This window comes from Polynucleobacter sp. MG-5-Ahmo-C2, assembly GCF_018687735.1.
Taxonomy (GTDB): Bacteria; Pseudomonadota; Gammaproteobacteria; order Burkholderiales; family Burkholderiaceae; genus Polynucleobacter.
This window is the reverse complement of the sequence record NZ_CP061304.1, coordinates 1,328,213-1,349,588: the sequence shown is the minus strand read 5'-3', so window position 1 is coordinate 1,349,588 and position 21,376 is coordinate 1,328,213. Positions and strand designations below refer to the sequence as shown.

The following is a 21,376-nucleotide window of genomic DNA, read 5'->3' as shown; positions in this document are numbered from 1 at the left end:
AGCTAAGACTATGAGTTTTGACCGCCGCATTTTTAATTTCGCTGCGGGGCCCGCCACTTTGCCTGAAGAGGTGTTGAAGCAGGCGGCCGATGAAATGCTGAATTGGCGTGGACTTGGTACCAGCGTGATGGAGATTAGCCATCGGAGTAAAGAGTTCATGGAGGTGTATGAAGAGGCGGTGCAGGATCTGCGCGGCCTGATGAATATTCCGAGTAACTATGAAGTTTTACTCTTGCAAGGCGGGGGTCTCGGACAAAATGCAGCTATCCCAATGAATCTGATGCCTTTGGCCAAGAATGGCCCTAAGGCGGATTACATCGTTACTGGCGTGTGGTCAGAAAAATCCTATAAAGAAGCTCAGAAGTACGGTGTAGCTAATTTAGCGGCATCCTCTGCAGCAGAAAAATTCAATACCATTCCCCCAAGAAGTGACTGGAAGTTGTCGAATGACGCTGCTTATGTTCTCTACTGCGCTAATGAAACTATTGGTGGCGTGGAGTTTGCGGATGTACCAGATGTTGGTAAAGTTCCTCTGGTTGCAGATATCTCTAGCAATATCCTATCTAAAGAGATGGACGTCACAAAGTGTGGTGTCTGGTTCGGTGGCGCGCAGAAAAACATTGGCCCATCAGGTGTCACGATTGTGATTGTCCGGAAAGACTTGCTGGGTCATTGCATGGGGATCACCCCGTTAATTTGGGACTGGTCTATTCAGGCTGGCACACAATCCATGATTAATACACCACCGACTTTCTCGATTTATATGGCAGGTTTAGGATTTAAGTGGCTTCTCAAGCAGGGTGGTGTTAAGGTTATTGAAAAGCGTAACCAAGAAAAAGCCGACTTGCTCTATCAGTTTTTGGATCAAAGCAGCCTGTTTGAGAACCGCGTTGCAAAACATTGCCGCTCTCGTATGAATGTGACTTTCTTCCTAAAAGATGAGTCTTTGAATGCGGAGTTTTTGGCGCAATCTCATGCTGCGGGTTTAGTTGCTTTACGCGGTCATAAAGCTGCAGGTGGTATGCGTGCAAGTATTTACAACGCAATGCCGCTAGAAGGCGTTAAAGCTTTAATTGAATTTATGCGTGATTTTGAAAGGCGGGCTTAATGAGTACTGAAGAGCAGCGCTTAGCTCCCCTGCGAGAAAAAATCGATGCATTAGATGCAGAGATTTTGGATTTACTGACGCAGCGTGCTAAAGCAGCGCAAGAAGTTGGTCACATCAAAGGTGGCTTCTCGTCTCCAGTGTTTCGTCCTGAGCGTGAGCGTCAGGTCGTCGCTCGTCTTCAGGAAATCAACTCTGGACCTTTATTGCCTGATGGTATCGCAGCGATTTGGCGCGAGGTCATGTCTGCCTGCAGAGCCTTAGAAGCTCGTCAAACGATTGCGTATCTCGGACCTGCCGGCACTTTCTCTGAACAGGCTGCCCAAACTTACTTCGGCCACTCAATTGCTGGGCTGCCTTGTGCAAGTTTGGATGAAGTCTTTAAATCGGTAGAGAAGGGTGCCGCACAGTTTGGCGTTGTGCCTGTTGAAAATTCTAGCGAAGGCGCTATCTCACGTACATTGGATTTGCTTTTAGATTCTTCCATGCAGATTAGCGGCGAAGTTGTGCTAGCAATTCGCCATCATCTCCTAACGAAAAGTGGTAGCTTGGATGGTGTAAAAACAGTTTGTGCTCACGCGCAAGCACTGGCGCAGTGCCAACAATGGTTGAGCCTGCATGCTCCCAACTTAAAGCGCCAAGCAGTCAGTAGTAATGCTGAGGCTGCTCGCTTGGCTGCCAATGATCCTACTTTGGCTGCGATTGCCGGTGATCCTGCGCAAGAGACTTATGGCTTGCAAGCAGTTGCTGCCCAGATTCAGGATGATCCGCATAATCGCACTCGCTTTGTCGTAGTTGGCGCTTATGAGTGCCAGCCAACCGGTAAAGATCAAACTTCTTTAGTCTTATCGGTTGATAATCAGCCCGGCGCTGTGCATCGCTTGCTTGCCCCTTTGGCAAAGCATGGGGTGTCGATGAACCGTTTTGAGTCTCGTCCTGCGCGCAAAGGCACTTGGGAATATCACTTCTATATTGATATTGCTGGCCACGCGCAAGATACCAAAGTAGTAAAGGCTTTAGAGGAATTAAAAGAAATTGCAGCTTTTTATAAGAACCTGGGTTCTTATCCTCACTCAGCTTAAATATTTATAAATTTAATTAGTAACTACATTAGTTAGCCTGCGAATGACTTCCAAGATTGGTCTAAAACACATTCATGCGATTGCGCCCTATGTTGGTGGGCGACCTATTAGTGAAGTTGCGCGTGAGTATGGTTTGGATGAAAGCAAGATTGTGAAGCTGGCTTCCAATGAGAATCCATTGGGAATGCCCAAGTCTGCGCAAGAGGCCATGCTGAAGGCTGCTAGCGATTTGGGCCGCTATCCAGACTCCAATGGTTTTGAATTAAAGAATGTATTGTCTGAGCGCTTGGGGGTCCCAAGTGATTGGATTACGTTGGGCAATGGCAGTAATGACATCTTAGAATTGGCGGCACGCGCAGTTGCACAAGCAGGCGATGAAGTATTTTTCTCTAAACATGCATTTGCTGTTTATCCCCTGGCAACCCAAGCGGTGGGGGCTAAAGCAGTTGAGGTTGCTGCTACAGAGAGTTATGGCCATGACTTGCCAGCAATGCTTTCTGCGATTCAAGCGGCTGGAGATAAAGCAAAGTTGGCATTCATTGCCAACCCAAACAATCCAACTGGCAGCTATCTCAGCGCAAAAGAGATTGAAGATTTCTTGCAGGCTGTGCCATCACATGTCGTTGTTGTGCTTGACGAGGCCTATAACGAATATCTCAGCCCAGAGCAGCGCTATGACGCGATTGCCTGGGTGAAGCGTTTTCCCAATATGATTTTGTCCCGTAGCTTTTCAAAAGCGTATGGATTAGCTGGCTTGCGAATTGGTTATGGCGTTGCGCAACCCCACCTAACCGATTTGCTGAATCGTATTCGTCAACCGTTTAACGTGAACAGTCTTGCCCAAGCCGCTGCCATTGCAGCGTTTCAAGACAAAGTATTTTTGCAAGAAGGGTATGAGCTCAATCGGGCTGGTTACGAACAGCTGACCAACGCTTTCGAACAATTGAATCTCACTTATTTATCATCCGCAGGAAATTTTGTCTTGGTGAGAGTGGGTCAAGATGATCAGGCGGGTGCACGTATTAATCTGGAGTTACTTAAACGCGGCATCATTGTGCGCCCTGTTGGTAATTACGGCTTGCCGCAATGGTTGCGCATCTCGATTGGTTTGCCACAAGAGAATGCGGCTTTTATTGACGCACTCACAGCAATCCTGGCGAAATAAAAAACAAGACTTTTATCTATGGTCATCATTAATCCTTCAAGTAATTTCGGCACTGTCACCATTGTGGGTGTTGGCTTGATTGGCGCATCTTTGGGTTTAGCGCTGAAACAAGCTGGTGTAGTTACTAAGGTGCTTGGCGTTGGTCGTAGCAAAGAAAATTTAGATCAAGCACAAAAGATGGGTGCGATTGATGGGGTAGTCGATTTAGTGGAAGCAGCCAAGCAATCAGACCTGATTGTGTTATGCATGCCAGTTGCACAAATGCGAATAGCATTTGAAGCTCTAGAGCCGCATCTTGAGTCTCGCACCATGATTACTGATGCTGGGAGTACTAAGGGTGATGTGATCTTGGCTGCGAAAGAAGTATTGGGTAAAAAGGCATGTCAGTTTGTGCCAGCCCACCCAATTGCTGGTGGCGCACAACATGGCGCTAGCGCTGCAAGGGCTGACTTATTTGAAGGCAAGCAAACGATTGTGTGTCCATTGCAAGAGAACTCTCCTGAGGATACTGCCTTGATTGTCGGCTTCTGGGAGTCAGTTGGTTCGGTAGTAAAAAAGATTGGTAGCGTGCAGCACGATGCAATTTATGCGGCTGTCTCCCACCTGCCACACCTTCTTTCTTACGCCTTAATGGCGAACGTTGTGAACTCGGAAGATGCTGATCAAAAATTAGATCATGTGGGTGCTGGATTTAGGGACTTCACCCGTATCGCTGCCTCTAGTCCAGAAATGTGGCGTGATATTTGCTTGGGTAACCCTACTGCGATATTGAAAGAGTTGGATCAGTATTTATTAATCGTCAATCACATGCGCAAATTGGTTGCCGAAGGTGATGGTGCAGGCTTGGAGAAGCTATTTAACAAGGCCAGTAAAGCGCGTCAAGATTTGGATGGGGCCTGATGGGCCATTTACCTAGTACTCAGATTGGACCATTCAAGCGAGCTCAGGGCTCGATTGTGTTGCCTGGGTCCAAGAGCATCTCCAATCGTGTATTGCTTCTGGCAGCACTATCTTCTGGCACTACTACGCTCAAGAATTTACTTGATGCTGATGACACTCAAGTGATGCGGAATGCTTTGCGTCAGTTAGGCCTGTCTGTAACTGATCAAGCTGACAAAGTTTGCGTAGTTGATGGTTATGGCGCTCGCTTCCCCGTGCGCCAAGCAGATCTCTTCATGGGTAATGCCGGTACTGCGATTCGTCCACTGACAGCGGCACTCGCAATGCAGGGTGGAGACTATCGTTTATCCGGTGTAGCTCGAATGCACGAAAGGCCGATTCGTGATTTAGTTGATGGCTTGCGTCAAGTAGGCGCCAAGATTGAATATGAATTACAGGAAGGTTATCCACCGATTCAGATTTTGGCGGCAGATATTCAGATTAAAGATGTTGTAAAGGTGCGTGGTGATGTATCCAGCCAGTTCTTGACTGCTTTGTTAATGGCTTTGCCGCTTGTTGCGGAACAAGCCGTTCGTATTGAGGTGATTGGCGAACTGATTTCTCGCCCATATATCGATATCACTCTGAAATTGATGGCACGTTTTGGCGTGCATGTCGCTTGCCCTGATGGCCAGTCGTTTGTCATACCAGCCAAAACATCGGACGCTGTTTACAAGAGCCCTGGTCAGCTATCGGTTGAAGGCGATGCCTCTTCTGCCTCTTACTTTTTAGCACTGGGTGCTATTGGTGTTGGTCCTGTAAGAGTGCTGGGTGTTGGCAATGACAGTATTCAGGGTGACGTAGCATTTGCTGATGCGCTTGCCTTGATGGGTGCCAATATCACTGCTGGGGAAGATTGGATTGAAGTTTCTGGTGTGAAGAATGCGAATGGAAAGTTGAATGGCATCACACTGGATTGCACTGAGATTCCAGATGCGGCAATGACGCTTGCTATTGCAGCGTTGTTTGCTGAGGGCCCAACACGATTGAATAATATTGCCAGTTGGCGAGTGAAGGAAACCGATCGCATCGCGGCGATGGCAACAGAATTAAGAAAAGTGGGTGCGACTGTTGAAGAGGGTGCCGACTATATTGTTATCACTGCTCCATCCCTGGGTGACTGGAAGTCGCCAGCCGAAGGTATTGATACTTACGATGACCATCGTATGGCCATGTGCTTTTCTCTCGTAGCATTTGGTCCTCAATCTCTGACAATCAATGATCCTAATTGCGTCGCTAAAACTTTCCCAAGCTACTTTGCAGAATTTGCGAAGGTAGTTAATTAATTTCATGAGCGCTTACCCAGTTATCGCAATCGATGGACCTACCGCCTCAGGTAAAGGTACGGTTGCTTCCCTGGTAGCCGAAAAGTTGGGTTTTCATTATTTGGATAGCGGTGCGCTATATCGCTTAGTGGCCTTGGCTAGTGAAAAATACGGAATTGATGTCAAAAATGGCCCAGAATTAGGCCTTTTAGTTCCTAAGTTACTGATTTCATTCAAAAATAGCCAAGTTTTTCTAGATAGCGAGGACGTTACGGACGCCATTCGCACAGAAAACATTGGTTTAAGAGCTTCTACTCTGGCGGTTCATCCGGAGGTGAGATCTGCTTTGGTGGGCTTGCAGCGTAGTTTTCGACATTCCCCAGGCCTAGTTGCTGATGGTCGGGATATGGCCAGCGTTATCTTCCCAGACGCGGTTTTGAAGGTTTTCTTGACCGCCACTGCTGCTGCCAGGGCGGAACGTCGCTATAAGCAATTGATAGCTAAGGGAATTTCTGCTAAACTTTCTGACTTACTGCAAGATTTGCAGGAGCGCGACGCCAGAGATAGTAGTCGAGGTGCCGCCCCCCTCTTGCTTGCAGATGGTGCAAAAGTGCTTGAAACATCAGATTTATCGATAGATCAAGCAGTTAAGACAGTTTTAGATTGGTATCAATCTGCGATTGTTTAGTTTTTAGCGGTAGATGTAAGTAGTAGTTTTGGCGTCTTAAGAAACTCCACAACGCGATTATTTCATTAGCGTGTTTCTTTAAGGCTTTTTTAACCTAACCCGTCGGGCCTTCTGGCGGCACAAAGTGAATACACATGTCTGAATCATTTGCAGAATTATTTGAAGAATCATTAACCCGATCGAATATGAAGACCGGCCAAGTTATTTCGGCTGAAGTTCTCCGCATCGACCATAACTTCGTCGTTGTTAACGCTGGCTTAAAGTCTGAAGCGTTTATTCCTGTTGAAGAATTCCATAACGACGCTGGCGAGATTGAAGTAGCTCCTGGCGATTTCGTTTCTGTTGCTATCGATGCCCTTGAAAATGGCTATGGCGACACCATCCTCTCCCGTGACAAAGCGAAGCGCTTGGCATCATGGATGAATTTGGAAAAAGCGCTCGAGCAAGCTGAGATCGTTACCGGTACCGTTACTGGTAAGGTCAAAGGTGGCTTGACTGTGATGGTGAACGGTATCCGCGCATTCTTGCCTGGATCACTCGTTGACACACGCCCTATTAAAGACACTAGTCCTTACGAAGGTAAGACTATGGAGTTCAAGGTTATCAAGCTTGACCGTAAGCGTAACAACGTAGTGTTGTCACGTCGTGCGGTTGTTGAAGCTAGCCAAGGTGAAGAGCGTGCTAAGTTGATGTCTAACCTTAAAGAAGGCGCTGTCGTAACTGGCCTCGTTAAGAACATCACTGATTACGGCGCGTTCGTTGACCTCGGTGGTATCGATGGCCTCTTACACATCACTGATTTGGCATGGCGTCGTGTGCGTCACCCAAGCGAGATGTTGACTGTTGGTCAAGAAGTTACCGCGAAGATTTTGAAGTTCGATCAAGAGAAGAACCGTGTTTCACTTGGTGTGAAGCAGCTTGGTGATGATCCATGGGTTGGCATCGCTCGTCGTTACCCACCGAATACCCGTTTGTTCGGCAAGGTAACGAACTTGACTGATTACGGCGCATTCGTTGAAATCGAATCTGGTATTGAAGGTTTGGTACACGTTTCTGAAATGGATTGGACCAACAAAAACGTTGCTCCAAGCAAAGCCACTGCATTGGGAACCGAAGTTGAAGTCATGGTTCTGGATATTGATGAAGACAAGCGTCGTATTAGCTTGGGCATCAAGCAGTGCAAAGCAAATCCATGGGAAGAGTTCTCACGTGCCCAACAAAAAGGCGACAAGCTTACTGGCGCAATCAAGTCGATTACCGACTTTGGTGTGTTCATTGGCTTGCCTGGCGGCATCGATGGCCTAGTACATCTTTCTGATATCTCTTGGAATGAGCCAGGCGAAGAAGCTGTTAAGAAATACAAAAAAGGTGATGAAGTTGAAGCCACAGTATTGGCAATTGATGTTGAGAAAGAGCGCATCTCTCTCGGTATCAAGCAATTGTCTGGCGACCCATTCAATAACTACACATCCGTAAGCGACAAGGGTAGCCTTGTTACTGGTACTGTGAAGGCTGTTGATGCTAAGGGTGCAACGATTCACTTGGCTGATGAAGTTGAAGCTTACCTGCGTGCTTCTGAGATCTCAACCGATCGCGTTGAAGATGCGCGCAATGTATTGAAAGAGGGCGATAGCGTAACTGCAATGATTATTAATATCGATCGTAAGTCACGCGTTATCAATCTTTCAATTAAAGCAAAAGACAGTTCTGATCAACAAGATGCAATGAGCAAGCTCCAAGGTGATGCGCAGTCTGGCACAACCAATTTGGGTGCTTTGTTAAAAGCAAAAATGGACAATCAGGGTTAAAGCAATATCGCCGCTTTCCAGTGGGGGAGCGGCGATCTTTTTTTGATAGATCATGACAGATCAAGAGCAACAAGCTATTACTCGCTCCGAACTAGTAGAGAGCCTTGCGGAACAATTTCCGCAGCTTTTGCCTAGGGATGTTGAGCTAGCAGTAAAAACCTTGCTGGATACCATGACTCATGCTTTGGCTGAGGGTAAACGCATTGAATTGCGTGGCGTTGGCAGTTTTGTACTTCATCATCGTCCTGCACGCACCGGTCGTAATCCCAAGTCTGGTGATAAGGTCTTGATTCCAGAAAAACGTGTTCCCCATTTCAAGCCTGGTAAAGAGTTGCGTGAGCGAGTGGATTACAAGCCGCTGAAACAGGCGGGCCCCAAAGAGGGTTCTGGTGCCTAACATTCAGGCTCATCCTCAGTGGTCCATTCGGGCCATTTTTTTATTTAATTTCTGCACGCCATGATTCAGATAGCGACATCCTGGTTATTGCTGCTACCAGTCATGTTTGGTATTGGATGGCTAGCATCTCGCTGGGACTTACGTCTTGAAAACCGCATGGATGAGCGCGAGCGTATGCGTCAGCAGCGCTCAACTTTTAAAGGACTCAGTCTTCTATTAAACGAACAGCCTGATCAAGCGATTGAAACCCTTGTCAAGATTGCGCAATTAGATCCTGAAACGGTTGAGTTACATTTTTCATTGGGTAATTTATTCCGTCGTCGTGGTGAAACTGAGCGAGCTATTAAGGTTCATCAGCACTTAGCAAATCGCGATGACTTGAAGCCACGTGATCGGGATCATGCTGCTTATGAATTGGGCCGCGATTTTCTACGTGCCGGCTTACTCGATCGCGCTGAAGCTTCATTGAATCGCGTGGGGGAAGGTAAGTTTGCCGTTCCAGCAAAAGAAAGTTTGCTTGAGATGTATCAAGTAGAGCGTGACTGGAAAAAAGCCATCATCGCAGCCCATGAGCTTGAGAAGTTGCAGGGCAAATCACATCAAACTGAGATTGCTCAGTTTCATTGTGAATTAGGTCAAGAAGCCTTGCGTCGTAAAGATCTAGAGGAGTCTGAACAGACTATTCAGCGCGCCTTGCAGGCCGTACCAAATCATGCGCGTGCTTTGATTTTGCAGGGTGATTACTTAATGGCTATGGATCGCCCAGCACAGGCAATTGAAGCTTGGAGATTGGTGGCTGCCTCACACCCGGCATATATGCATTTATTGGCGGATCGTTGGATGATTGCTCATGCAGCAATCAATCAGGTTGATGAGGGCTTGGATCGCCTGTGTGACTTGCTCAAGACTCAGGCTTCTGGCGAGTTACTCGATATTGTGCATAAGCAGCTCATGAAAATTCGGGGGCCACAGGCTGCAAATATGATGCTCGCCGATGTAATGCAGCATTCCCCTAGTTTGAGTGCTCTATCTAAGTTGGCTGAAACCCGTCTTGCTTTAGAGGAGGGTAGCGCCAATCCTGAAAGGGTTTTGGAGTTGCAGTCAATTTTGAACCTCTTACGTCAGCGCACCACCAGTTTGGCTCGATATACTTGTGGCAATTGCGGGTTTAGGGCGCGTAGATTCTATTGGCAGTGTCCTGGCTGTAATAATTGGGAGGCATACTCCCCAAGACGTAGTGAGGGTGCCGCACCAAGTGGCCCCTCAATGTGATGTCTTGAATACATTAGAGATTGATTAGGAGCTCATTTGAAAGTCACCATCATTGGCAGCGGTTACGTAGGTTTAGTTACAGGCGCTTGCTTGGCTGAGCAGGGTAATAATGTTTTCTGTTTAGATCTTGACCCTAGAAAGATTGAGATTCTGAATTCTGGTGGCGTACCTATTTATGAGCCCGGCCTGAAAGAAATGATTGAGCGCAATCGTGCTGCAGGCAGATTGCAATTCTCTACAGACATTGCCGCATCTGTTGCGCATGGTGATGTTCAATTTATTGCAGTGGGTACCCCTCCTGATGAGGATGGCTCTGCAGATTTACAATATGTCGTTGCTGCAGCTCGAAATATTGGCCTTTATGCAAGCACACCTAAGGTCATTGTTGATAAATCAACCGTGCCAGTAGGTACGGCAGATAAAGTATCGGCAGCAATTAAAGAGGAATTAGAAAAAAGAGGGCAGCCAGCCGACTTGTGCTCAGTAGTCTCTAATCCCGAGTTTTTAAAAGAAGGTGCAGCAGTAGAAGACTTTATGCGACCTGACCGCATTGTGATTGGCACAGAAAATACTCCGGCTGGGCTTAGAGCTAAAGAGCAAATGCGCAAGCTGTACGCACCATTTAATCGTCACCATGAGCGCACCTATTACATGGACGTGAAGAGTGCAGAGCTGACCAAGTATGCAGCCAATGCCATGTTGGCTACCCGCATTTCTTTCATGAACGAGTTAGCAAACTTGGCCGATCTCGTAGGCGCTGATATTGAGGCAGTACGTCAGGGCATTGGTTCAGACTCTCGGATTGGTTATGGATTTTTGTACTCTGGAACGGGCTATGGTGGATCTTGCTTTCCAAAAGATGTTTCGGCACTCTCTAAAACTGCTAGGGAGCATGGCAGAGACTTGAAGATTTTGGATGCTGTAGAGGCTGTAAACGAGCTCCAGAAATACATCTTGGTCGAGAAGATTGAAAAACGCTTTGGCAAAGATCTGAAAGGTATGAAGTTTGCACTTTGGGGTCTGGCATTTAAGCCGAATACTGACGATATGCGTGAAGCCCCAAGCCGCGTCATCATCCAAGAACTGGTCAAGCGTGGCGCCTCGGTAGTCGCTCATGATCCAGTGGCGATGCCAGAAGCACAGCATTGCCTCGAGTTGGACTTCAAAGGTAATCCAGAAGGTCTCAAGAGGGTCTCAATGGTAGATAACCCCATGGCAGCCTTAGATGCTTGCGATGCTTTGGTAATTGTGACTGAATGGAAGGCTTTCCGAAGTCCAGATTTTGATCAGGTAATGCAAAAGCTGACGCGCCCTATCGTATTTGATGGCCGCAATCTCTATGAGCCAAGTGCTATGCGGGAATTGGGTATTGAGTACTACGGTATTGGGCGACATAATTAAGTCATTACAAAAATAGTTCTATGGAAAAAGCAAACCGAGATCAGTTTTCTAAAGCCCACTTACTAGTGGTTGGCGACGTCATGCTCGATCGTTACTGGTTTGGTGACACGAATCGCATCTCTCCTGAAGCGCCTGTGCCAGTAGTACAGGTGGGTAAGATTGACGAGCGTTTAGGTGGCGCAGCGAATGTTGCCCGTAACGTTGCGGCCTTGGGTGCCAATACAACTATTTTGGGTATTGTTGGTGATGACGAACCTGGCAAGCGTGTGGTGGAGTTGCTGAAGTCAGGTGGCGTTGATAGTCAATTAGAAATTGATGTAAATGTGCCAACGATTGTGAAGTTGCGCGTGATTGCCCGTCAGCAACAACTCATTCGTCTTGATTTTGAAGAAACCCCCAGTGAAAAAGCGCTAGCGCATAAGTTGGAGCGTTTTGAAAAGCTAGTTGGCGCTGCTGACGTAGTAATTCTGTCTGATTACGGCAAAGGTGCCTTGGGCCAAGTAGCCCATATGATTGAGCAGGCAAGGGCGCAAAACAAAGTCATCTTGGTTGACCCTAAGGGTGAAGATTATGAAAAATATCGTGGCGCCACTGTCTTAACCCCTAACCGTAGTGAGTTGCGTCAGGTAGTTGGCAAGTGGACTAGTGAAGAAGATCTGACTAATAAAGCGCAGGCCCTCAGAAAATCTTTAGACCTTCAAGCTCTACTACTAACTCGCTCTGAAGAGGGTATGAGTTTATATACTGAGGTTGGTGTCAGTCATGTAAAAGCGCAAGCACGCGAAGTATTTGATGTCTCTGGTGCTGGCGATACTGTGATTGCAACCTTAGCAGTGGCATTGGCAGCCAAGTGGCCACTGGAAAAAGCAATGGCTTTAGCAAATCGCGCAGGTGGTATTGTGGTTGGTAAGCTTGGAACTGCTACTGTTACTTCAGAGGAATTACAGTGACTATTATCGTAACTGGCGCCGCTGGTTTTATTGGCGCAAATATTGTTCAGGCTCTTAATCTACGTGGTGAGAAAAATATCATCGCTGTGGATGATCTTCGTCCCACAGATAAGTATCGCAACCTTGCTGATCTAGACATCACTGATTACTTCGATAAAGATGAATTTCTAGAAGCATTTAGAAGCGGTCGTTTTGGTAAAGTAAAAGCAGTATTTCATGAGGGTGCATGCTCTGACACGATGGAAACTGATGGCATTTTCATGATGGCGAACAACTATCGCTACACCATGGACTTGCTAGATATCTGTACTGCACAAAAGGTGCAACTTCTTTATGCATCTTCAGCTGCTACCTATGGCGGCTCTAATGTGTTTGTCGAGAGTCGTGAGCATGAGAAGCCGCTCAATATCTACGGCTATTCTAAGTTCCTGTTTGATCAAGTCATGCGCAAGCGTTTTGCAGAAAAAACAAACACTGCACAGGTGGTTGGCTTTCGCTACTTCAATGTATATGGCCCGCGTGAATCCCATAAAGGCCGCATGGCATCAGTAGCCTTTCATCAATATCACCAGTACAAGGCCAACGGCCATGTAAAGCTCTTTGGTGAGTATGGTGGTTACGGTCCTGGTGAACAAAGCCGCGACTTTGTATCAGTTGAAGATGTTGTAAAAGTGAATCTGTTTTTCTTAGATCACCCAGAGATTAGCGGTATCTTTAATTTAGGTAGCGGTCGTGCGCAACCATTTAATGATGTTGCACATGCGGTTGCCAATGCCATGCGTAAGCTTGATAAAGCGCAACCAGCAAGCCTACAAGAGTTGGTAAAAGAAAAAGCGATTGAGTACATTCCATTTCCGGATGCACTCAGAGGTAAATATCAGTGCTTCACTCAAGCGGATCTCACCAAACTTTGTGCAGCAGGTTATACAGAACCCTTCCTAGATGTTGAGCAGGGTGTAGGCCGTTATATTGAGTGGTTAGAGACTAACTCAGGATACTTGGCTAATCCCCTTTAGGCTATAAAAGCATCATTCCGGGCGCTAATTCATAAAAAAGCTAGGCATCTTTGCCAAGCACCTCACCCTAGTTATGAGCTAATATATTGCTTATAAAAACTAGGGGATTCCGATGCGCAAACTCTCGGTCATTACCGCATTTATGCTGTGCTGCAGCATAGCATTTTTTTCTTCACAATCATTTGCGGTGCCGAGCAAAGATGACGCTGATGTAGAAAATATCAAAGCGCCGCCGAGAGACGTGAAGGATATTCTCAAATTTATTGAGCAATCCAAGCAGAATGCAACGCTTGAAGATAAGGCCAAAAAAATTATCGCCTTATCTGTTCCGAGCTCGACAGATCCTCAAGTCTTAAATCACTTTTACTATCGCCGTGCTGTTGCTTACGAAACCCTAGGTAATACCAAGGAGGCAGTAGAGAATCTCAGTAAGGTTGTTAATGAATTTCCAAGTCGTGATCAGACAGAGGCTGTCGAAGAGTTGTTTACCTATTCAACTCAAGAATCTCTACGTGGAAATTACCTTGGAGCCAATCAGAATTTGGAAAAGGCCTTGGCCATGGTTCCCGAGAGTAGTCGGGGCTGGCGAGTTTCTCTTTCAAGACAGATTGCCCTTAATTGCGCATCCTTTGGCGATTTTGAATGTTCCCAAAAATGGCTTAGCAATTTAGAGGGCTACCTATCTGCATTAAGCAATGCTCGTAACGCTAAGTACCAGCATCGACTGAATTGGGAGGTGAGTTATGAGTGGACTCGTGCAGCTTTGTTTCTCCAAGAGGGTAAGTTTTTAGAGGCAGAGCGTTCTTACCGTCAGGCTTTAAAGAATAATAAGGTGATTTTGGAGGCTGCAGTAGATGCAGGAAAAGATGCGCTCGATAATGAAACTAGAGTTCTTCAGGATGCGACTACCAATGTAAAAGGTCAGTACAGCACGAGAATTTCTCTCTTGAATGGGCTAGCAAGATCTTTTATTGGTCAAAGAAGATTGAATGATGCCGAATACTATGCTCGAGAAGCGGTAATGCTCTCGATTGAAAGATTTGGCGTTAACTCAACCCGCACCACTTTCACTCTCTTAACCTTAACAAGGGTAATTTCAGAGCAGGGTCGCCAGCCGGAGGCAGTTCTGCTTGCTAGTGCGGCACTAAAGATCGCTCAGCAAACTTCTAATTTCTCAGGTTCACCTTTACTAGCTGAAGTGAGAAGGGTATTAGGCGGCGCCTTGGTTGCTGATGGCAAGTATGCTCAAGCGGAGAAAGTATTCGCAGAGATGGTGGAAGGCGTAAAAGCTGATCCTGAGATTGCCACTAAATACCTAACGGGAGATTTGGATTGGAGCTTAGCTTTAATTAAGACTGGCAAGGCCTCCCAGGCAGTTGCGATGACATCAGAAATTCTATCCAAGCAAGGTAGTCGTTTAGATAAAAATTCTCCACGCCTAGCGATGATTCGTGCCTTTAATGCCTCTGCATTGCAGTCATCGGGCCAGGGCTCTCAAGCTTTAGCTGAGTTCAAGCAATCTATTCCCTTGCTAGTTGGTCAGGCTCGTAGTGATGCTGAGAATTCTACTGGCACAGTTCGCCAAACTCAGCGCATGACTTTTGTTTTGGAGGAGTATCTTGCCTCTCTTGCGCAACAGGCTAAAACGGATTCTTCTGGGGCTGCGGCTGCAGAAGCTTTTCAGATTGCTGATCTGGCTCGAGGCAGTGGCGTTCAGAAGGCATTAACAGCATCTGCAGCCCGGGCTAATATTTCTGATCCACAACTGGCATCTCTTGCGCGTCGTGAACAGGATCTACAACAACGGATAAATACCTTATCTGATTTATTAACCGGTCTTTTATCTGCGCCTCCTGACCAACAGCTGCCTGCCGTACAAGCAAAGATTCGCACCGATATCACCAGCTTTAAATCGCAACGCGAAGACCTTAAAAAAGAGATTGAGCGTAAGTTCCCAGATTATGCTGAGTTAGTTGAACCCAAACCTGCTTCTGTAGAGCGCACTCAAAAAGCACTCAAGCCAGATGAAGTTCTAGTCTCTTGGTATTTTGGTGATAACGCCGGTTATGTCTGGGCAATTACTAAAGACAAGCCTGCGCAATTTGCACAGCTCTCTATTGGGCGTGCGCAAATGGCTAAAGAAGTCAGTCAGCTGCGTAAAGCGCTCGATCCTGGTGTTGCCACTATTGATGAGATTCCCGCTTTTGATGTGATGCTTGCCAATCAACTTTATCAACAGGTACTCGCTCCAGTGCAAAGTGCTTTTGCTGGTAAAAAAGTGATGCTTACTGTGCCGCATGCTGAGCTCGGCCAGCTGCCTTTATCGCTCCTAGTAACCAAGCCAACTGCTCAGCCTGCCAAAGGTGGTTCTACCCCATTTATTGGATACAAAACAGTGCCTTGGTTAACGCGAGATATTGCTGTTGCTCAAGTGCCCTCAGTGACTGCTTTGACTGCACTGCGCTCCTTACCAGCGGGCAATCCTAATCGTAAGAACTTTATTGGTTTTGGTGACCCTTACTTTAGTGCTCAACAAGAAAAACAAGCCGATAAGCAAGCAAAGTCCACTCAGTTAGCTACTCGTGGAGTGCCACTCAACTTACGTAGTGCTCCAAAGACTTCCGGTGTGAGTTCAGCTGAGTTAGCACTCCTGCCACGCTTGCCGGATACCAGTCTTGAGTTGGAAGAAATTGGCAAAGCGATTGGCGCTGGTGATGGCGATATTTTCTTGCATCAACAAGCTTCAGTAAAGCAAGTGATGTCAACTGATTTATCTAATCGTAAGGTTGTCATGTTTGCCACCCATGGTTTAGTGCCGGGAGAGCTTAACGGTTTAACTCAGCCAGCACTAGCCTTATCTTCACCTGACGTCACTGGCGACAAAGATGACGGTCTTCTGACGATGGATAAGGTCCTCACCTTGAAGTTAGATGCTGACTGGGTTGTGCTTTCTGCTTGTAATACAGCATCTGGCGAAGGCGCTGGTTCTGAAGCAGTCTCTGGTTTAGGTAGAGCCTTCTTCTTTGCCGGTGCTAAAGCATTATTAGTATCTAACTGGCCCGTAGACTCCGTTGCTTCTAGGACGATGATGACGGACCTATTTAAGAATCAGCAAAAAGCCCAAAGCACCAGCAAAGCTGAGCTCCTAAGACAGGCTATGCTAAATCAAATAGACCAAGGCGGCATGAAGGAGGGCGCTAACATGAAGTACGCTTATGCTCACCCCCTGTTCTGGGCTCCTTTTGTGGTGGTTGGAGATTGATTTAAGATCTGTTTATAGATTTTTTTAATTATTTGAGGCTTTTATGAAACTGAGTCATGTATTGCTTGCTGCAGCATTGGTTGCTTCTGCCCAGTTGGGTCTTGCTGCTTCTTTAATTAGTGCAAAAGAGGCTGCGTTGCCACCAGCTGCAGGAACTTTGGCTACCCGTGGAATTTCTCGTGGACCGGCGATTAAATTGGCCTCACCAGAAGCAGATACCCCTGTAATGGCACCGTTTGATTTTAGGGTGAGCTTTGAGCCACGCGGTGATGCAAAGATAGACCCAGGCTCAGTGAAAGTGGTTTACATGAAATCACCGTTTGTGGATTTAACGCCTCGCCTGAAGAGTGCCATCTCTGCCAATGGAATTGATTTTGCAAAAGCAGATGTTCCTCCTGGTACCCATACCATTCGTGTCACAGTTAAAGACACTGAGGGGCGCGAAACAAATTCAGTATTGAATTTGGTAGTTAGTAAGTAATGAATTGCCCATATTGCCTCTCTGAAGTTGCGGAAGAGGCTCACGTCTGCAAGACCTGTAGTCGGGACCTTTACCTTTTTAAACCGATGATGGCAAAGATTGCTAGCTTGGAAGAGCGGCTAGCGGCAGTTCCCAGTCAAGCAGCTTATGAACTCAGAATTACAGAGCTTGAGTACTTGCTTGATGAGCAGGATCGTAAGCTTGCAATCAGATCTGTGTTCACCTGGATAAAAGACATCGCCATGTATCTAGTTGTGCCTTTGCTTTTATTGCTACTGGCGCATTGGTTAATTGCAGTGGTTTACGACACTAAGATGATTTATCTGCGCATCATCTCCATGGTTGTTCCCTTGCCTTTTGCTTATTTCTTATTTAAGAGCCATGCACATAAGCTTTTTCCTTGGTTCGTTGGCGTTGTCTTTTTGGCTATTGCTTCAGTGATTGGTATGAGTTGGATTACTAGCTTAGTAGATCACTCACCCGTTTGGCCTCAGAATCTATTTGAATGGAAAGAAGTTCTGGAGTACTCCGCAAGTATTGCCTTCAGTTTTTTAACGGGCATGTTGCTTGGTGGCGTTGCTTATGCAAATAAAAAGAGAAGTCGTCAAGCAGGCCTGATGAAGGCGTTTATCAAAGCTGCATCTACTCATTCGGTAGATGGTAATGTCTCTATTCACGGTGTCTTGGGGCTTATGAAAACCCTCCAAGACCATGGTGGCACATTGGTTGCATTGGGAACCACGGCTGTTTCAATCTACACAGGCCTAAAGGGAATCATTGGTTAAGTAAGCTTTTATCTATTTGCTTGTAATCGCTAAAATATAGTCAGCATTAAGCAATCTCATTCGTTGTAAATGATCCACGCGCACTTTGTGTCCGTGGATTTTTATTTACTACTGGAGAATGTATGAGTCGATATTTAAATTTTGGCGTTGCAACTGGTTTAGTTAGATCTGCTGCTCTTGCAGCAGTATTGGCAGTTTCTTCTCTTGGGGCGGTTGTTGCATCCCCGATTAATGTCAATACCGCCACCCAATCTGAGTTGGAGAGTATTAAGGGTATTGGACCCTCTAAGGCAAAAACAATTATTGCTGAGCGCTTGGATGGCGGCCATTTTCAGGATGCCAATGATTTGCAGAAGCGGGTCCGTGGCATTGGTATGAAATCCGTTGAAAAGATGGTTGATAACGGCTTAACAATTGAGGCCCCAGGCTCTTTTCGGGAGCCTAATGGTAGGACGCAAAGGGAAGGCGGGGCCTCTGGTAGACGTCATTCGCGTACTCAAAATAGTAATCGTCATCACCCGGAGCGTGCGGCAACGGGTCGCAGAAATTAAACCCTTTAGAGTGTAAGCGGGCTTATGGCTAAAATGGCTTCATGAGCAAACCTTCTTACCTGACTATTTCACAAACTGTAGGCAATACGCCCTTGGTCCAATTGCAACGAATTCCAGGTCTTGAGAATTCGACTCGCAATAATGTGATTCTGGGTAAGTTGGAGGGTAATAATCCAGCCGGGTCGGTGAAAGACCGACCTGCGCTGTCGATGATCATGCGCGCACAAGAGCGTGGCGAAATTAAACCTGGCGATACCCTAATTGAAGCGACAAGCGGTAATACCGGTATTGCCTTGGCTATGACAGCTGCAATGTTGGGCTACAAGATGGTATTGGTCATGCCGGAGAATCAAAGTATTGAGCGTCGTCAAAGTATGGCCGCCTATGGAGCTGAGTTGATCCTGACGGCTGCTTCTGGTGGCATGGAGTTTGCGCGTGACTATGCGCTCCAGCTGCAACGAGAGGGGCGCGGCAGATTGCTTGATCAGTTTGCTAATCCAGATAATCCACGAGCCCATATTGAGACCACTGGACCAGAGATATGGCGCGATACCGATGGTCAAATTACCCATTTCATTTCTGCGATGGGTACAACCGGAACGATTACCGGTGTTTCAACATACCTGAAGTCAATGAATCCTGAGATTCAGATTATTGGTGCGCAGCCTGAAGATGGTTCGCAAATTCCAGGAATCCGTAAGTGGGCTCCGGAATACCTGCCTAAGATTTATCAGGGGGACAAGGTTGATCGTATTGAATACGTCACGCAAGCAGATGCTGAAGAGATGGCGCGCCGTTTGGCTGCAGAAGAAGGCATTTTCTGCGGTATCTCAGCGGGCGGTGCTTTAGTGGTAGCTCTGCGCATTGCTCGTCAGGTTGAAAATGCCACGATCGTATTTATTGTCTGTGACCGCGGTGATCGCTACTTATCTACTGGCGTTTTTCCAGCTTAATTTGTTTTAGTTTTATTCTTGGCGGTTGATTTTTTGTGCTTAGGCTTCTCGCTAGAACTCTTGCTGATCATCACTTTTCTGATATTTTCTACCGGCACTACGCTTTGATTCCGATATCCCAGGGCTTCTGCAAACTCAGCAACGCTTTGTGCATAAAAATAACTACGGTTGTATTGAACAATCGTCAGAAAGTTATTTAAGCCAACAAAATATTGAACTTGTTCCACGCCATCTTTATCGGGGTAGGGTAAGTCCACAATAAATGCTTTACTGCTTGGTTCTACACCACCGCTTTGTAAGTCGCCCTGTTGCTTAGTCAGGATGCCTTTTGCAATCAACTCTTGAACTGTGTGTTTAAGCTGTGGCTCTCCATCAGCCAATTCTTTAACGGCTGATATGCCGTCGGGTTGCACAGGAAAAGAAATGGGCATACCACTTTGCCAGCCATGTTTTTTCATGAAGTTGCCAACACTGGCAATGGCATCCTTGGGGCTCTGCTTTAAATCAATTCTCCCATCGCCATCGCCATCGACAGCAAAGCTCCGAATGCTGCTAGGCATAAATTGCGGTAAGCCAATAGCACCAGCATAGGAACTATTTTGATTAAGGCAGGCGCTAAAGCGTGTGCTATTGACGCCTTGGGTGTTGTTCTTTGCAGGCAACTTCCCGCCAGCTTCTGTCCAACATAAGAGAATAAGCTCTTTGAGTTGGTCCTTGAACAGCTGTTCACGGGCAGGTTTATTGGGTGTTTCAGGGTAGCTAAAGGCTAGGGTGGACAGCACATCCTTCACCCGAAAATTCCCCGTCTGGCGCCCATAAATAGTCTCAATGCCAATAATGGCAACAATAATCTCCGCAGGAACTCCAGAATCCTGCTCAACTTGACTTAAAAAAGCCTGGTTTTCTTCCCAAAAGGCCTTTCCAGCCTTCAAACGGACGGGTTCAATAAAGCGCTTGCGGTAAGCCAGCCAATTCTTCTTAAAAGTACCCGATGGGGGTAATACCAATTTGCGTATTGAGGGAATCGTTCTAGCATCAAGGAAACCTGATTCTAGGGTCTGTATGGGGATTTCTTGGGCTTGGGAAACCTGGCTTAGTAGTTCATTGAGATTTTGACTAAATTGCGCCTCAGTAGCTACATCATCGGCTTGGTTTACGATGGGTTGTTCTGGCTTTGTTGGCGCGCCAGAGCAGGCCGTCAGAAGCAAGGCTAATGCCAAGTAGGGGGCGCAAAGATTCATGCGAGCTGTAATTGATTTTTGAGAAATAAACACGTTTTATTAGATTATAAAAATGAACGTTTTGCTATGAAGGATTTAGAGTAATGACAACAGGATACATAACTCATCCAGACTTTCTGAAACATGAGATGGGAAGTCATCACCCAGAGTGCCCTGAGCGCATTCAGGCGATCAATGATCAATTGATCCGCAGCGGCGTAGATCGCTTCCTTCATCATTTGGATGCTCCTCTGGCAACTGAAGATCAATTAGAATTAGTGCACAGCCCTGACCATGTGGCATTTGTAAGAGACCGCGCCCCGGAGAGCGGTTACTTCATGCTGGATGGCGACACCATCATGAATCCTCATACCTATAGGGCATCATTGCGCGCAGCTGGCGCAGCAATTGCCGGTGTTGATGCGGTTATGAAAGGCGAAGTCGAAAACGTCTTCTGTGCCGTTAGGCCGCCTGGACACCATGCCGAGCCTACCCGTTCGATGGGATTTTGTTTATTTGATAATGTTGCGATTGCAGCCCGTTATGCTCAAGAAGCCTATGGCATTGAACGTGTCGCCATTATTGATTTTGATGTGCATCACGGTAACGGTACTGAGGCCGCATTTTTTAATGACCCTCATGTCATGATGTGCAGTTTTTTTCAGCATCCTTTCTATCCTTATAGCGGCTTAGATGCCTCGGACAATATGGTGAATGTGCCATTGCCAGCCTCTACTCGTGGTGATGTGGTGCGCTCCATCGTGGAAGAGCGTTGGCTGCCAGCTTTGCGCAACTTTGAGCCAGAGCTCATCATTATTTCTGCTGGATTTGATGCGCACCGTGAAGATGACTTAGGTCAAATGGGCTTGGTTGAAGATGATTACGTTTGGATTACCAAACGCCTCAAAGAGATTGCAAAAGATTATGCGCAAAATCGTATTGTGAGCTGCCTAGAGGGAGGTTACAACCTTTCCGCTTTAGGTAGGAGCGTTGTGGCTCACGTAAAGGCATTGGCCGATATTTAAAGCGTTTTTGA

At 46.7% G+C, this 21,376-nt stretch carries 18 protein-coding genes and 1 pseudogene; 18 read left to right on the top strand and 1 reads right to left on the bottom strand.

The features are described 5' to 3' along the window. Window positions 1-10: 10 nt before the first annotated feature. From serC to cysM, 17 genes and pseudogenes are all read left to right on the top strand, one after another. Window positions 11-1,108, top strand: coding sequence for a 3-phosphoserine/phosphohydroxythreonine transaminase (gene serC / locus C2740_RS06950; RefSeq protein WP_215292640.1), 1,098 nt, complete (start codon window positions 11-13; stop codon window positions 1,106-1,108). Further along, window positions 1,108-2,187 (top strand): prephenate dehydratase, encoded by a 1,080-nt coding sequence (gene pheA / locus C2740_RS06945; protein ID WP_215292638.1) that lies wholly within the window; start codon window positions 1,108-1,110, stop codon window positions 2,185-2,187. The genes serC and pheA overlap by 1 nt, the downstream gene beginning before the upstream one ends. A 43-nt stretch (window positions 2,188-2,230) precedes the next feature. Beyond that, window positions 2,231-3,352 (top strand): histidinol-phosphate transaminase, encoded by a 1,122-nt coding sequence (gene hisC, locus C2740_RS06940; protein ID WP_215292636.1) that lies wholly within the window; start codon window positions 2,231-2,233, stop codon window positions 3,350-3,352. 18 nt (window positions 3,353-3,370) lie between these two features. Continuing rightward, window positions 3,371-4,252 (top strand): prephenate dehydrogenase/arogenate dehydrogenase family protein, encoded by an 882-nt coding sequence (locus C2740_RS06935; protein ID WP_215292635.1) that lies wholly within the window; start codon window positions 3,371-3,373, stop codon window positions 4,250-4,252. Next, window positions 4,252-5,577: a 3-phosphoshikimate 1-carboxyvinyltransferase gene (aroA, locus tag C2740_RS06930; protein WP_215292634.1), complete on the top strand. Its 1,326-nt coding sequence runs from the start codon at window positions 4,252-4,254 to the stop codon at window positions 5,575-5,577. The genes C2740_RS06935 and aroA overlap by 1 nt, the downstream gene beginning before the upstream one ends. 4 nt (window positions 5,578-5,581) lie before the next feature. After that, window positions 5,582-6,244 (top strand): (d)CMP kinase, encoded by a 663-nt coding sequence (gene cmk, locus C2740_RS06925; protein WP_215292632.1) that lies wholly within the window; start codon window positions 5,582-5,584, stop codon window positions 6,242-6,244. Window positions 6,245-6,378: 134 nt separating this feature from the next. After that, complete coding sequence (gene rpsA, locus C2740_RS06920; RefSeq protein ID WP_087909260.1) at window positions 6,379-8,052, top strand: 30S ribosomal protein S1; 1,674 nt, start codon at window positions 6,379-6,381, stop codon at window positions 8,050-8,052. 52 nt (window positions 8,053-8,104) lie between these two features. After that, window positions 8,105-8,443: pseudogene (locus tag C2740_RS06915) on the top strand (integration host factor subunit beta); the annotation flags it as partial. A gap of 66 nt (window positions 8,444-8,509) precedes the next feature. Further along, window positions 8,510-9,721 carry a lipopolysaccharide assembly protein LapB gene (gene lapB, locus C2740_RS06910; RefSeq protein WP_215292625.1) on the top strand — a complete coding sequence of 404 codons (1,212 nt, stop codon included), beginning with the start codon at window positions 8,510-8,512 and terminating at the stop codon, window positions 9,719-9,721. Window positions 9,722-9,757: 36 nt separating this feature from the next. Next, entirely contained in the window at window positions 9,758-11,122 is a 1,365-nt protein-coding gene (locus tag C2740_RS06905; protein WP_215292623.1) for a UDP-glucose/GDP-mannose dehydrogenase family protein, read from the top strand. 20 nt (window positions 11,123-11,142) lie between these two features. After that, window positions 11,143-12,072, top strand: coding sequence for a D-glycero-beta-D-manno-heptose-7-phosphate kinase (rfaE1, locus tag C2740_RS06900; RefSeq protein ID WP_215292622.1), 930 nt, complete (start codon window positions 11,143-11,145; stop codon window positions 12,070-12,072). Continuing rightward, window positions 12,069-13,088, top strand: coding sequence for an ADP-glyceromanno-heptose 6-epimerase (gene rfaD, locus C2740_RS06895; RefSeq protein ID WP_215292620.1), 1,020 nt, complete (start codon window positions 12,069-12,071; stop codon window positions 13,086-13,088). Before rfaE1 ends, rfaD begins: the two co-directional genes overlap by 4 nt. Before the next feature lie 112 nt (window positions 13,089-13,200). Beyond that, window positions 13,201-16,350, top strand: a complete 3,150-nt coding sequence (locus C2740_RS06890) for a CHAT domain-containing tetratricopeptide repeat protein (protein ID WP_215292618.1) — start codon at window positions 13,201-13,203, stop codon at window positions 16,348-16,350. A 43-nt stretch (window positions 16,351-16,393) separates the two neighbouring features. Next, complete coding sequence (locus C2740_RS06885; RefSeq protein WP_215292617.1) at window positions 16,394-16,831, top strand: hypothetical protein; 438 nt, start codon at window positions 16,394-16,396, stop codon at window positions 16,829-16,831. Then, the gene (locus tag C2740_RS06880; RefSeq protein ID WP_215292615.1) at window positions 16,831-17,616 is read left to right on the top strand and encodes a hypothetical protein; all 786 of its coding nucleotides are present in this window, start codon (window positions 16,831-16,833) and stop codon (window positions 17,614-17,616) included. Before C2740_RS06885 ends, C2740_RS06880 begins: the two co-directional genes overlap by 1 nt. Window positions 17,617-17,738: 122 nt before the next feature. Continuing rightward, window positions 17,739-18,167, top strand: coding sequence for a helix-hairpin-helix domain-containing protein (locus tag C2740_RS06875; protein WP_215292613.1), 429 nt, complete (start codon window positions 17,739-17,741; stop codon window positions 18,165-18,167). 41 nt (window positions 18,168-18,208) lie between these two features. Continuing rightward, on the top strand, window positions 18,209-19,120 hold the full coding sequence (cysM, locus tag C2740_RS06870) for a cysteine synthase CysM (RefSeq protein WP_215292611.1): 912 nt from the start codon (window positions 18,209-18,211) through the stop codon (window positions 19,118-19,120). On the opposite strand, the gene C2740_RS06865 is transcribed toward cysM, so the two are convergent. Continuing rightward, the gene (locus C2740_RS06865) at window positions 19,117-20,394 is read right to left on the bottom strand and encodes a lytic transglycosylase domain-containing protein (protein WP_251369615.1); all 1,278 of its coding nucleotides are present in this window, start codon (window positions 20,392-20,394) and stop codon (window positions 19,117-19,119) included. The two genes, cysM and C2740_RS06865, sit on opposite strands and share 4 nt — an antisense overlap. Window positions 20,395-20,444: 50 nt before the next feature. Here C2740_RS06865 and C2740_RS06860 point away from each other — a divergent pair, with 50 nt between their 5' ends. After that, entirely contained in the window at window positions 20,445-21,365 is a 921-nt protein-coding gene (locus C2740_RS06860; RefSeq protein WP_215292609.1) for a histone deacetylase family protein, read from the top strand. Window positions 21,366-21,376 lie beyond the last annotated feature (11 nt).